Annotated in this window: 14 protein-coding genes; 5 read left to right on the top strand and 9 right to left on the bottom strand. The window is 55.0% G+C overall.

From position 1 onward, the window contains the following. Window positions 1-9: 9 nt before the first annotated feature. Complete coding sequence (locus tag Q1B21_RS07425) at window positions 10-672, bottom strand: DsbA family protein (protein WP_299887752.1); 663 nt, start codon at window positions 670-672, stop codon at window positions 10-12. Between the two features lie 13 nt (window positions 673-685). Then, window positions 686-1,192 (bottom strand): DUF721 domain-containing protein, encoded by a 507-nt coding sequence (locus Q1B21_RS07430; protein ID WP_299887755.1) that lies wholly within the window; start codon window positions 1,190-1,192, stop codon window positions 686-688. Between the two features lie 81 nt (window positions 1,193-1,273). On the opposite strand from Q1B21_RS07430, the gene mutY reads away from it, so the two are divergent. Next, window positions 1,274-2,329, top strand: coding sequence for an A/G-specific adenine glycosylase (mutY, locus tag Q1B21_RS07435; RefSeq protein ID WP_299887758.1), 1,056 nt, complete (start codon window positions 1,274-1,276; stop codon window positions 2,327-2,329). Window positions 2,330-2,389: 60 nt separating this feature from the next. Continuing rightward, window positions 2,390-3,526, top strand: coding sequence for an alkane 1-monooxygenase (locus Q1B21_RS07440; RefSeq protein WP_299887761.1), 1,137 nt, complete (start codon window positions 2,390-2,392; stop codon window positions 3,524-3,526). A gap of 86 nt (window positions 3,527-3,612) precedes the next feature. On the opposite strand, the gene Q1B21_RS07445 is transcribed toward Q1B21_RS07440, so the two are convergent. The 4 genes from Q1B21_RS07445 to Q1B21_RS07460 all read right to left on the bottom strand — a co-directional run bounded on the left by Q1B21_RS07445 (window position 3,613) and on the right by Q1B21_RS07460 (window position 7,530). Further along, window positions 3,613-4,995 carry an adenylate/guanylate cyclase domain-containing protein gene (locus Q1B21_RS07445; RefSeq protein WP_299887764.1) on the bottom strand — a complete coding sequence of 461 codons (1,383 nt, stop codon included), beginning with the start codon at window positions 4,993-4,995 and terminating at the stop codon, window positions 3,613-3,615. Between the two features lie 138 nt (window positions 4,996-5,133). Beyond that, window positions 5,134-6,237, bottom strand: coding sequence for a site-specific DNA-methyltransferase (locus Q1B21_RS07450; RefSeq protein WP_299887766.1), 1,104 nt, complete (start codon window positions 6,235-6,237; stop codon window positions 5,134-5,136). 105 nt (window positions 6,238-6,342) lie between these two features. Beyond that, complete coding sequence (locus Q1B21_RS07455; RefSeq protein WP_299887769.1) at window positions 6,343-6,960, bottom strand: ribonuclease HII; 618 nt, start codon at window positions 6,958-6,960, stop codon at window positions 6,343-6,345. Window positions 6,961-7,068: 108 nt separating this feature from the next. Next, window positions 7,069-7,530: a hypothetical protein gene (locus tag Q1B21_RS07460; RefSeq protein ID WP_299887772.1), complete on the bottom strand. Its 462-nt coding sequence runs from the start codon at window positions 7,528-7,530 to the stop codon at window positions 7,069-7,071. A gap of 175 nt (window positions 7,531-7,705) precedes the next feature. Here Q1B21_RS07460 and Q1B21_RS07465 point away from each other — a divergent pair, with 175 nt between their 5' ends. The 3 genes from Q1B21_RS07465 (at window position 7,706) to Q1B21_RS07475 (ending at window position 10,345) form a co-directional block, all read left to right on the top strand. After that, on the top strand, window positions 7,706-7,993 hold the full coding sequence (locus Q1B21_RS07465; protein ID WP_298937365.1) for a hypothetical protein: 288 nt from the start codon (window positions 7,706-7,708) through the stop codon (window positions 7,991-7,993). Beyond that, window positions 7,965-8,666: a hypothetical protein gene (locus Q1B21_RS07470; RefSeq protein ID WP_299887776.1), complete on the top strand. Its 702-nt coding sequence runs from the start codon at window positions 7,965-7,967 to the stop codon at window positions 8,664-8,666. Before Q1B21_RS07465 ends, Q1B21_RS07470 begins: the two co-directional genes overlap by 29 nt. A gap of 104 nt (window positions 8,667-8,770) precedes the next feature. Beyond that, window positions 8,771-10,345: a DUF427 domain-containing protein gene (locus Q1B21_RS07475; RefSeq protein WP_299081999.1), complete on the top strand. Its 1,575-nt coding sequence runs from the start codon at window positions 8,771-8,773 to the stop codon at window positions 10,343-10,345. A gap of 104 nt (window positions 10,346-10,449) precedes the next feature. Here the strand turns inward: Q1B21_RS07475 and Q1B21_RS07480 are convergent, their stop codons facing one another. The 3 genes from Q1B21_RS07480 to flaF are packed head-to-tail and all read right to left on the bottom strand — an operon-like array spanning window position 10,450 to window position 12,019. Continuing rightward, window positions 10,450-11,247, bottom strand: coding sequence for a DUF1217 domain-containing protein (locus Q1B21_RS07480; protein ID WP_299887780.1), 798 nt, complete (start codon window positions 11,245-11,247; stop codon window positions 10,450-10,452). Further along, the gene (gene flbT, locus Q1B21_RS07485) at window positions 11,244-11,645 is read right to left on the bottom strand and encodes a flagellar biosynthesis repressor FlbT (protein WP_299887783.1); all 402 of its coding nucleotides are present in this window, start codon (window positions 11,643-11,645) and stop codon (window positions 11,244-11,246) included. The genes Q1B21_RS07480 and flbT overlap by 4 nt, the downstream gene beginning before the upstream one ends. Next, on the bottom strand, window positions 11,645-12,019 hold the full coding sequence (gene flaF, locus Q1B21_RS07490; protein WP_299887786.1) for a flagellar biosynthesis regulator FlaF: 375 nt from the start codon (window positions 12,017-12,019) through the stop codon (window positions 11,645-11,647). Before flaF ends, flbT begins: the two co-directional genes overlap by 1 nt. Window positions 12,020-12,042: the final 23 nt, after the last annotated feature.

The raw sequence follows: 12,042 nt of genomic DNA on the forward strand, positions 1-12,042 counted from the left end.
GGAAAAGCGTTAGCTGCCCAACTCGTCTTCGATCAGTGCTTTGAATTCTTCGTAAGACTGGTTTGAGACGTTCTTGCCATTCACAACAAACGAGGGCGTTGCCTCGATGCCGTCACGCTCAGCGTTTTCCTGATACCAGGCAACCAAAGTCTGCGCGCGGGTGCCGTCCTGCAGGCACGCTTCAAGCTGGTCATTGTCGATACCGGCGCGGCGACCGATTTTGCGCAGTTCATCGACGATCTCGGTCGGACCACCGGCGCGAGTCCACTCGGACTGCCCGTCATAGATCAGATCGGTAATGCCAAAGAATTTCTCGGGACCCGCGCAGCGCGCCACCATCGATGCCCAAAGACCGTAGCGGTCAAAGTAGACCTCGCGGTAGATGAACTTGACCTTACCGGTATCGATAAAGTCCTTCTTTAGCTGCTTGTAAGTGCCTTTGTGGAAATTCGCGCAATGAGGGCAAGTATAGGATGCATATTCGATGATCTCGACAGGCGCATCCTTGTCCCCTTGCACCATTTCAACAACGGTCGATGTGTCCAGATCCGCTTCTTGTGCCTCGGCACTACTGACCAGCGGATTGGGTGCGGTGGAGTTTGACAGCGTCAACCAATAGCCGCCAGCGGCGACGGCGACGGCCGTACAAATTACGGTTGCAATACGGCTCATTCTCAGCCCTTTCTCAGCGTTTCTGTTTGGATAGAACGTTACGACCAAGACGTTCAAGGGCCGCGCGCAAATCACCATCGTGAACCTCTCGCGACGCTTTGTCAGCCTCGGCTACAATTTCGGGTGCAATCGTAGGTTTCGGCTTTTTCGGTTTGTGATCGAAACTGGCCTGCCCCTCGGCAAATCCGGTCGGCGCGGTCTGGGTGATGCGAATACGGCTGATCGCATTGTAGCCATAGATCGCGTTGACCTTGTCGCGCAGTTGTTCCTTTTGCATTTCCAACATCGGTGCCTGCGGACCTGTCGTCAGAACGGTTAGGGTCGCACCAATCCCGCCTTTGCCATAGCCAACTTTCACAGGTCGCGAGATGGCGGCGGTATCCTGCCCCACAATCTCGGCCCAATGGGTCAACAGGCGCGACACAGCAAAGCCCCGGCTTTCACCGGCGCGCCGAATCTGGTCATTCAGCAAGGTTGCGGTACGTTTGAATCCGCGAGTCGACGAACGTCTGCGTTGCATCTGGTTTCCAACTCCTGCACCTCTATTGTAGAGGGCATGGGCATAGGCGCCAGAGAAACCCGACAGGGAGATAGATAAAACTTGCGTGACATCAGCGAATTCAGCGTAAGCGCCGCACTTTTGGACTGGTACGACCACAATGCTCGCCAAATGCCGTGGCGTGTTGGCCCGGCTGATCGTTCCGCCGGAGTGACACCAGATCCCTATCGCGTGTGGCTGTCTGAAGTCATGCTACAACAAACAACGGTTGCTGCTGTGCGCGACTACTTCATGCGTTTCACAACGCGGTGGCCTGATGTTGCTTCACTGGCAGCTGCCCCGGACGATCATGTCATGGGGGAATGGGCCGGATTGGGTTACTATGCCCGTGCACGCAACCTGCTGAAATGCGCACGCGTTGTGGCAGATGAATACGACGGGCAATTTCCGGATACCTTTGACGCGCTGCTCAAACTGCCGGGCATCGGCCCCTATACTGCAGCCGCAGTGGCAGCCATTGCATTTGACCGCCCTGAAACGGTTCTGGATGGCAATGTCGAGCGTGTCATGTCGCGTCTTTATGACATTCATGACCCTTTGCCCGGATCTAAACCAATCTTGATGAAAGAAGCCGCTGCTTTGACGCCGACCCAGCGGCCCGGCGACTACTCCCAGGCTGTTATGGACCTGGGGGCCACGATTTGTACACCCAAATCTCCGGCCTGTGGCATCTGTCCATTGCGCACACCTTGCGCGGCGCGGATTGCAGGAACACAAGCGGATTTACCCAAGAAAACAGCCAAAAAACCGAAGCCTACGCGGTTCGGGCATGTTTACATCGCACGTCGGCGGGACGGCGCCCTGCTGCTGGAACGTCGGCCCGATAAAGGGTTGCTGGGTGGCATGCTAGGCTGGCCCGGCTCGGAGTGGTCCGACACCCCGTCCCAGACTCCGCCGTTTGCAGCCGACTGGAGCGTCTTGTCAGACGAGGTGCGCCATACCTTCACTCATTTCCATCTGGTTTTGCGGATTTGGACCGCTGAACTGCCTGCGGAAACAACCACGGACGGCCTTACCATTCTGGGTAAACACGAGTTCAAGCCCAGCGATCTTCCGACCGTGATGCGCAAGGCACATGACCTTTGGCAGAGGCAATAAGCCTGCTGTGCAAGCGCGTTTGGCGCGGCTAGGCTGCGCATATCCTATCGGAGCATCAGGATGATCGCATCTGGCACATTATCGGGTTGGAGATCCGCCATACCCTTTTGGGTTTCGTTTCTTTTGATCCCATTGATCTGGGCAACTGCCGTTGTCGGTGGCTGGTGGCTTTTGTTGGTGCCCTTGTCGACATGGTGGGCCTTTGCGGTGCTTGACCGCCTCACCGGGCTGAATGAGGACAATGCCGATCCGAACACGCCGGACGATGTGCTCCAGTGGTATGTTTTGCTAACCAAGCTTTGGACACCCGTTCAGTTTCTGACACTCTACGGCCTGATCTGGTATGCCACCCGCACCGATCATCTGTCGGGGCTGGAAAAGTTTGGGTTGTTCTTCGGGATGGGCGTCATCTCGGGCACCATCGGTATCAACTACAGCCATGAATTGATGCACCAAAGCAGCCGTCTTGAACGCTGGTTTGGTGATGTGCTTTTGGCGATGGTCCTGTATTCCCATTTCCGGTCCGAGCACCTGCTGGTCCATCACCGTTATGTCGGCACGCCACGGGACCCTGTCACCGCCCGGTACAACGAGGGATTTCATCGGTTCTACCCGCGCGTGTTACTGCAATGCCTGGTTTCCGCATTCAAAGCCGAACGCGACAAGCTGGCCCGCAAGGGTCAACCGTGGACGGATCGCAAAAACCCGTTCTGGCGCTACTGGGCTTTGCAAGGCGGAATGATGCTACTTGCTTTAGTGATGGGCGGCTGGCTGGGTCTGGCGCTGTTCCTGCTTCAGGCCGGTGTTGCGATCTGGCAATTGGAACTGGTGAACTATGTCGAGCATTACGGGCTGACCAGAAAACACCTGGGCGACGGGACATACGAACATGTCTTGCCGCGTCACTCGTGGAACGCGTCGCAAAAGGCTTCGAACTGGTTGTTGATCAACCTGCAACGGCATTCGGACCATCACTACAAACCGAACCGACGCTTCCCGCTGCTTCAGCATCATACGCAGGACGCGGCGCCACAACTGCCCTATGGCTATCCGGTGATGACCATAGCCGCGATGATCCCACCTCTGTGGCGCCGGGTAATGAACCCCCGCGTCCGGGATTGGCGGCGTCAATACTACCCCGAGATTTCGGATTGGAAGCCCTACAACAAAGCAATGAACCCGCGACCAAACGCCTGACCGCAGCGCGCGTTTCGCGCGCTGCCCGGCCCAACGGCTGGGATTGCATCTTATGATGCAATTTAAAGTGGCGGGAGCGCTCCCCCTCACATCATCCAGATATCCATGGCAGTCTCGACTCCGCGCACGGCCTGTTGTGGGCACAGGACAAAACCCTCCGTCAAATCCTGGCCTGTGGGCGGCTCCTTTAGCGCCTGTTCCCGCACAGCCTCACTGATGACAACACGTGCCTTCAGGTCGCGCGTTTTCGCCTCCAACTTGGCAGCGACATTCACCGCATCCCCGATAACCGCAAATTCCAGTCGATTAGCGCCAATGTCCCCCAGCACAACCGAGCCGAAATGAACTCCGATCCCGACGTGAATCTCAGGGTCTCCGGCCCGACGGCGCTCAAGGTTCCAACGTTCCATGACATCCACCATCGAACGCGCGCAGGCCAATGCATTGGTCGCATCAAAGAGTGTCGGAACGGGTGTGCCGAACGTGGCCATCAGCCCGTCCCCCAGATACTTGTCCAGCGTGCCGTGGTGTCGGAAGACTTCGGTTTCCATTCGGGCATGAAACCCACGCAATACTTCGATGACGTCATAAGGATCGCGCCCAGCCGCAAATTTTGTGAACCCCACTATATCAATGAACAAAACGGCGATGTTCTCTTTCCGAACTTGCTTTAGCGGCTCGTCATTCTGGCTGAGTTCTTCAACCACATTGGGAGAAAAGTATCGGGACAGGTTTGCCCGTTCACGCTCAAGCCCTGCATTGGTCATCAGCAAGTGGTTCAGCCGACGCATTGAGATACCCAGAGTCACGGCCACCATGACAAACACGATGACCTGTTGCACTCGCTGCGGCACCATGAAGCTGTTTGGGTCCAGCAACTCAGCGACGTCCGGATACCCCTGCAACGCATCTGCCAACCGCTCACTGATGCCGGGTATCGGGGTTGCCAGCCACCATGCGATAATCCAACCGGCCGTCCACATCATTGCGGTCCATGTCCCGATTGCGACAACTGTCCGCCAAGAATACGCAAGCGTCCCCGCAGCCAAGATGATGAAGAAGTACTGAAAGTTGTCAAAGCGATACTGCATGGCCAGTGGCCTTACATCATCGCTAAACGGATTTGGTACAATCATGCCCAACGTCATGATCAACAAATCCAAAAAGATGAGCAGTAACTCCGTCCGGGACTGTCCCACGCGACCAGCGCGGCGGATCAACCAGCCATTTGCGCAAATCAGCAACAGGATGAAATGATACCACATGACATCCCAATGCGGATTCAGAAAGATCAGCAGCACTCCGGTCAGCGCCATCGCAATCCAACGAGCCCGAACTGCAAGCTCCAAACCCTCGCGCTTGTGCCGTGCCAATGCGGCCTCGGTGTATTTGTTATCCAGCTCGACGCTATCCGGTTGCGTCAGGAAAAACCTTTCGAAACGAGATTGGCTTGCTGTTGAATCAGTCATGGCCTCGGCCTTTTTCAGGGTCTGTCAGGGCTGTTGCATGCAACCATCTCTGGCACAAAAACAAAAGACCCCGCCGTATACGGCGGGGCAAGGCGTAGTGCCTTGTGTCAGGCCACAGGCACCGGCGGTATTTGGTTGTCAGCTGTGCAGTTCTGATCGGATCTGCTGGCGCAGCACGTCGATTGGTACGGTTTTGCCGTCGCGCTTAAAGCACCAATACGTCCAGCCATTGCAAGATGGCGCATTCTCAAGATGCGCACCGACCTGATGGATCGAGCCTTTGACGTTGTCGCCCACCAGCGTGCCATCGGCACGCACTTTGGCTTTGTGGCGCTGGTTCATGGAATATAGCTCTTCGCCAGGACGCAGCATGCCACGTTCGACCAACTGGCCGAAAGGCACACGCGGTTCGGCGCGTTTGCTGGCGCTGACTTCCAATGCCTCACGGTCAAACTTGCGGACCTTGGCGATGCGTTTTTCAGCCACCTTGCGATAGCTTTCCTCGCGCTCGATCCCGATGAATTCGCGGCCCAGCATCTTGGCGACAGCGCCAGTTGTGCCTGTGCCAAAGAACGGGTCCAGAATGACGTCACCTGGATTGGTTGATCCAACTAGCACCCGGTGCAGCAGCGACTCGGGCTTTTGCGTCGGGTGCGCCTTGTCGCCGTTTTCATCTTTCAGACGCTCATGCCCGGTACAGATCGGCAGCACCCAATCGCTGCGCATCTGTACGCCTTCATTCAGAGCTTTCAGCGCCTCGTAGTTGAAGGTGTATTTCGCACCTTCCTGTTTCGAGGCCCAGATCATCGTCTCATGCGCGTTGGTAAAACGCTTGCCGCGGAAATTCGGCATCGGGTTAGATTTGCGCCAGACCACGTCATTCAAAATCCAATAGCCTGCATCCTGCAAGGCCGTGCCAACACGGAAGATATTGTGGTACGATCCAATCACCCAGATCGCGCCATTCGGCTTCAACAGGCGATGGGCTGCTTTCAGCCACTCTCGCGTGAACTTATCGTAGACGCCAAAGCTGGAAAATTGGTCCCAATGATCGTCAACTGCGTCTACCTGAGAGTTGTCGGGGCGATGCAACTGGCCTTTCAGTTGCAAGTTATAGGGCGGGTCCGCAAAAATCAGGTCCACGGATGCCGCAGGAAGACTGTTCATCACATCGATGCAGTCCCCGGATAGAATCGTGTTTAACGGGAGCGCGGCTGCGCTCTTTGTCTTGATTGTGGTCATTTCACTGCCTCGGTTCCACGGCGCTTTTGCGCTCATTTGGTTGAGACAAGGATGAGTCATCCTGGATTCGCCGTCAATTTCTTTTTTGAATCAGCGACTTACGATTTACTCTTGATACAAGATATTGTGGACCGGCTTGAAGGAACGTCTATGGTGTGGGGTCACACCAAGATTTCGCAGCGCATCGCGGTGTTGTTTTGACGGATAGCCAGCATTTGTGTCCCATCCATAGCCGGGATGCTGTTGCGCTAAATCCACCATCACTTGATCACGCCAGTTTTTGGCAAGGATCGAAGCCGCCGCAATCGACACAGATCGCGCATCCCCTTTGACCACAGCCTGCGATGCGATTTTCAAGCCGCGCGGGATCAGGTTTCCATCAATCAACAAGTAATCCGGGGCCGGTTTCAACGCGGCCACGGCTCGCTCCATCGCCAAATGCGACGCGCGCAGAATATTGATTTCGTCGATCTCAGCGACTGACGCCTTGGCAATCGCGAATTCGGCGCTCTGCCGTAGCGCGGCATCCAGAACCGCGCGGCGCTTGGCTGTCAGCTTCTTAGAATCGTTCAGCCCTTGCGGGATGTCCTTTGGATTCAAAATGACCGCAGCTGCCACCACCGGACCAGCCAACGGACCGCGCCCAACCTCATCAACACCAGCGATGCGGACATAGCCATCTGCATGCAGGACTTGCTCTAAGTTGTAATTCGGTGCTGTCATATAATCGAAAAACCGTTTTTCGTCTTACGTCGCAAGCAAAAAGAGAGGGCAGTTTTCACCACCCTCTCCTACGCAGCGTTTCTGCGACGCCGCTCCTGCTCGAAAAAGTTACTGGTAAACGACTCGATATCCTTGCTGGCGCAGGCAAGCAGGCTCGAACGCGCGCTTGACCTTTTTGCCATTCCAGAAACCGACCTTGCACTGTTGCGGCAGGCTATTGGAATGTCTGTAGTGCTTCTTGAGGCAATTGGGGCCCAACAGAGGACGATCACCGTAGGCTTTGAAAGTCCTCAGGCAACGTTGCGGCAAATCATAACGTGCCACATGCTGCGGCAACGGTCGCACGGGCTGCGGCGTGATCACAGGCGCGGGTCGCGCAGGTTCGTAATGACGTGTCGCGCGGTTTTTGCGTTTGTCTTTGTTGTAATGGTGAACTGCTGCGCCGATGATCGCGATTGCAGCCAGCCCGCCCAGAATATCACGGGTGTCAGCCGCGCGGGCCTGAGACGCCGAAACCCCAGTGACTGCCACGGCAGTCGCAATGATTAGAGCGATGAATTTCCGGTGCATAGCGATGTCCTTTCGGGTGTTTTGGCGATCCAGCAAAGGACCGCAAATTCGATGCTAGGACACTGGAGTTGCCGCTGTCAGACAAGCAATAGCAGCGCTTTGTTATCGGATATCAACGGCTCCAAGCCCTTTAAGTTATTGAATATCAGATGCACCCGTGCGCAGGATGCAGCCTATGAAACCGATCCTCTCTTCTCTGGCCTGCGCGGCCCTGATATCGCTTTGCTCGGCTGCGTCAGCGGCTGACTGTTACGCAGATTACAAGGCAAAGCAGGACAATCCACTGCGCCTGCATTATGGCATCATGCAGGTCTCGGCCTGTGACAAAGGCCAGGCCCAGCAAGAGGTCGCCCAGCGCCTAGATGCGTCGGGTTGGACCTTACTTAACGTCCTGTCCGTGTTTGGACCGGAAGGGTTGGATCAAAGGAAAACCAATGCCGGAAAATTCTATCTCCGTTTCTGATGCGCGGCGATCCGGCGTTCGTCTGGTTGGTTTGGGTATCGCCGCGATTTTGGTGATTCTGATTACGGCCGCGGTATTCCTGTTTTGGACCTTGCCAGACGCCAATGCCTTTAATGCTCGCGTCGAAAGACTGTTTGTTGAAAGCGACTTGACTTCGCAAGCCGAGATCCGTCTGTTGGAAATCCTCGCCCAATCAGGCACCGCCTTCGCAGACACTTTGTCCAGCTATCGCATGGTGATTTATGTCTTGCTGGTGTTTGCCTGCGCGATGCTGGTGTCAGCACTTGTTTTTCTTGTGATGCTTGTTCTGTTGAACCGGCGCATGGCGCAAATTGAACGCACAGGCATTCAGGTTACATCTCTGCTGATCAGTCGCGAGGAAAACACTGTTTATCTCAACAACATGGATTTCAAGTTGACGCCCGCAGCCATGGAAACCCTTTCGGTTCTGGCTGAGTCCCGGCTGGATGACGAAGTCCTGTCCGGCGCACAGATTGAGGCGATGATTTCCGGCCGCAGCGCTGCAGATTGCGACGAAGCTGCGGGCGCTACTCGGATCAAGCGATTGCGCGATACGTTGGGGAACCAGATGGTCAGTGAGTTGCTGGTGAAAAACATCGCAAAGAAGGGCTACATGCTGTCCATCGAAAAAGATGTCATTCAAATGGTTTGATCGCCCGGCGACATTGCCTGCAATGGCGAAAACCCAACTCTCCCCCTTGGAAAATCGGCCACAAAGCCCCATTCTAACAAAGCCTATGGCAAGGGAGGTCGATCATGAACGTCCACGCCACACCGAAGATCAAAGGTTATGGTATCTCCGTTGAGCCGTTAAACGGCCGGGTCGCCATTTACCGTAACGATATCCTTTTGGCCGAAAGCCAGAACGCCAAGGTGATGTACGAAACACGCCTGTCGCCCACCATTTATTTTCCGCGTCAGGATGTGAACGTGGACCTCGGTGACGAAACCGATCTGCAGACGTTTTGCCCATTCAAGGGCACAGCGACTTATCACAATGTGAATCTGGCAGGTGAAAACCTGGCCAATTCTGTCTGGTCGTACGAAGATGCTTTGCCGGAAAGTGCGGCCATTCAAGGTCACATTGGTTTCATGCCCAGCGCCTACACGTCTATCGATCTGGGCGATAACCGTCTGCGCGAACCCGAAGATGGCAACATAAGCGGCCCGTTGATCGACTGGCTGATGCGTGGTGCGTCATTGGCCGACACCCCAGAAGCCTTTACCAAGGCTTTGGCCGAAAAAATGTTGCAACACGGCGTTGCGATCCAGCGCCTGAGCATTTTGGCATGGTCCTTGCACCCGCTGATTGTCGGGAAACATTACATTTGGGAAAAAGATCAGCCCGAGATTCTAACACGGGCCCCAACATATGAAATCTACGACCACCCGGCATTCCTCAACAGCCCGTTGCGCCACGTTTCCAATGGGATGGGCGGTGTTCGTCAAAGAATAAACGATGACAACCCCCATAACAGTTTCCCGATTATGGAAGAACTGCGTGAGAAAGGGGCGACAGACTATGTAGCAATGCCGCTGCCCTTTTCGGACGGGCGCACCAATGTGCTGACCTTGACCTGCGATCATCCAGATGGTTTCACGACAGAGAATCTGGGATTGGTCTTTGAATGTGCATCAGTGATTGCCCGCTTTTACGAAGTGTTTATGCAGCGCGAGAATGCCCAAGTGCTTCTCGAAACATACGTGGGCAAGCGCTCTGGCGCTCGTGTTCTTGGGGGTGAAATCAGGCGTGGTGACGGGGACGAGATTGATGCAGCCATCATGTTCTGCGACCTGCGCGATTCCACCAGCCTGGAAGAGCGATTGGGCAGAACGGCCTACATCAATCTGCTGAACGAGTTTTTTGAAACCGTTTCAGGCATCGTCCACGATAATGGCGGTGAGGTGTTGAAGTTCATTGGCGACGCTGTGCTGGCCGTTTTCCCTGCAACCGATGACAATCCCGCCGCCGCGCGCGCCAATGCGCAACGAACTTCGATTGAAATCGTTGAAAGGTTGGGGGAATTGCGGAAATCCGAAGCAGACATCCATTGCGATTGCTCAATTGGCGTGGCGTATGGACGTGTGACATATGGCAACGTGGGGTCGCGCGAACGCCTCGACTTCACAGTGATCGGGCAAGCCGCGAACATTGCCGCTCGCCTTGGGGAATTCGGCAAAGCGTCCGGTCACCGCATTGTTGTATCCGAGGATATCGTGCCCGCTTGCGCCAATGCGCTGCCATTGGGTAAGGTCAGTCTGCACAACGTGTCGAAGCCGGTACTATCTTTCGCGTTACGCACCTCAGCAGATGAGATTCTGAACAAATGACGCGACCCGAGGCTCTATCGAGAAACTCTGATTTATTGCGCGCAATCATGACCTGAAGCCCATCAGAGTAAGCAGTGTGTCCAACTTTCTTGCACCGCGCGGAACTACCCAACGGCCCCCAGCAGGATCAGCGCGGTTTGAGCTGGAGAAACCGAGGTTTGCAGTTGAGCAATCTGGCTGCGCGCCTGATAGGTGTCCGTGAGCTTCTCGACAGCCTCTTTACTGGTAAACTGAGCCAGATCATCCGATCCTGTTAGCTGACGTAAACGGTCCTTAAATTCGGACAACTGAGTGTCGATATCCAATTGCGCGAACGCAGACGGCAATCCAAGCGCTGTCTCCATCATGCTGCGAAGCGGTGGCAATCCCATCAGATCGAACCATTTCGTATCACCACTGGAACCGCTCTTCGCCAGATCGACCAACTGATGTTGGGCATACAGCGAAATACGCATCGTTTCATCAGATTCACCAACCAAAATCTCAAAACGATTGACCAAGTTTTTATGAGCGACTTTCTCCATATTTGTGACAAGCCCCGTTTTTCTGACCTCACCTGGGCCGAATCCAAAAGCATCAGAAAACTCGCGATATCTTTTGTCCGACAGACGGTTGGACAGCGCGTCTTGCGCGTTGGTCCCATCTTCCAAAACTTTTTGAATAAAGAACCGGTTGTTCAGATCGCCTTCCAATCCAAAGGCGCCCAGCGCGACCTGCAGCAACCGCCGATCAGATACCAGATCTTCTGCGGATTGAACCTTACCGATATTGTCCAGAAAATACTTGGTTTCTCTCTCATTTACGTTCGAAGACGTGAAGCTTTCAAGCTGGGCGTCATATGTGCGCTGAAGAAACCGCCAGCCGACCAGCCCACCTGTTGGTATGACAGGTTGGAATGTCATTGGTGATACGCCATCAACCGCTCTTCCCGCGGCAACAAAGACCGCAAGGATTTGAGGCATTTGTAGTAGTGCTCAGCAACCAGCGCGTCCGTTGCTTCAGCCAATACGCGACGACTGTCGGCGTCGGTAAAGACCTGGCTCAGTTCTTCGACGCGGCGCAACAAATGCTGACGGGCATGATCTGGCTCCATGTCTCCCGACAGCACAAGTTGGGCTGCGTAACACACGCGGCGCACCGGAGTATTCGCCTCATTCGGGTGAATCGCATCACGCAGCCGCAAAACGTTTGCCTCAGGTGTCACGATCGAAAACCGGCTACGGCGGTCCCCGTTTTCGATCACAACACCGTTGATCAGAACCCTCTCTTTCGGGGCAAGCTTCAAAACCAGCCCACCCATCAGGTCGCCCTCATCTGGCGCAACCCGCGCAAAACAGCTGTGTTGATTTCAAGAAGAGGTTCGACAGTAGCATTGTTGCCCAGGATCTGGCTGCTGTGATGTTCAGTGAATTCGGCCAGATAAAAGATCCGGGCTCTAAGATCGTTTGGCAAAGCGTTATCCGAATCTGAAACACCGGTCGCCAGAACCATCCACAATCGTCTGTTCTCGTGCAATGCTTGCACAAACGCAGAGAAATCCGTCGTTTTTTGGGCTGCGGCCGCTTTGAGCCGACGCGTGATTTTCGAAATTGCTTCGTATTCCGTGTCACGCGGCGTGCGTATCGGAGCGGCAGTCTGCGCATATGCATTTTTAGCAAGCGTTTGCGGTGTCACTTGAAGTCCTTCCAATGTGCCGT

This window comes from uncultured Ruegeria sp. (genome assembly GCF_947504215.1).
GTDB lineage: Bacteria > Pseudomonadota > Alphaproteobacteria > Rhodobacterales > Rhodobacteraceae > Ruegeria.

Coding starts and splice junctions, on each gene's coding strand:
- Q1B21_RS07475 (WP_299081999.1), top strand. CDS start 8,771: ATGAACGTCCACGCCACACCGAAGATCAAAGGTTATGGTATCTCCGTT.
- Q1B21_RS07460 (WP_299887772.1), bottom strand. CDS start 7,530: ATGCACCGGAAATTCATCGCTCTAATCATTGCGACTGCCGTGGCAGTC.
- Q1B21_RS07440 (WP_299887761.1), top strand. CDS start 2,390: ATGATCGCATCTGGCACATTATCGGGTTGGAGATCCGCCATACCCTTT.
- Q1B21_RS07425 (WP_299887752.1), bottom strand. CDS start 672: ATGAGCCGTATTGCAACCGTAATTTGTACGGCCGTCGCCGTCGCCGCT.
- Q1B21_RS07445 (WP_299887764.1), bottom strand. CDS start 4,995: ATGACTGATTCAACAGCAAGCCAATCTCGTTTCGAAAGGTTTTTCCTG.
- Q1B21_RS07455 (WP_299887769.1), bottom strand. CDS start 6,960: ATGACAGCACCGAATTACAACTTAGAGCAAGTCCTGCATGCAGATGGC.
- Q1B21_RS07450 (WP_299887766.1), bottom strand. CDS start 6,237: ATGACCACAATCAAGACAAAGAGCGCAGCCGCGCTCCCGTTAAACACG.
- Q1B21_RS07470 (WP_299887776.1), top strand. CDS start 7,965: ATGCCGGAAAATTCTATCTCCGTTTCTGATGCGCGGCGATCCGGCGTT.
- Q1B21_RS07465 (WP_298937365.1), top strand. CDS start 7,706: ATGAAACCGATCCTCTCTTCTCTGGCCTGCGCGGCCCTGATATCGCTT.
- Q1B21_RS07480 (WP_299887780.1), bottom strand. CDS start 11,247: ATGACATTCCAACCTGTCATACCAACAGGTGGGCTGGTCGGCTGGCGG.
- Q1B21_RS07430 (WP_299887755.1), bottom strand. CDS start 1,192: ATGCAACGCAGACGTTCGTCGACTCGCGGATTCAAACGTACCGCAACC.
- flbT (WP_299887783.1), bottom strand. CDS start 11,645: ATGGGTGGGCTGGTTTTGAAGCTTGCCCCGAAAGAGAGGGTTCTGATC.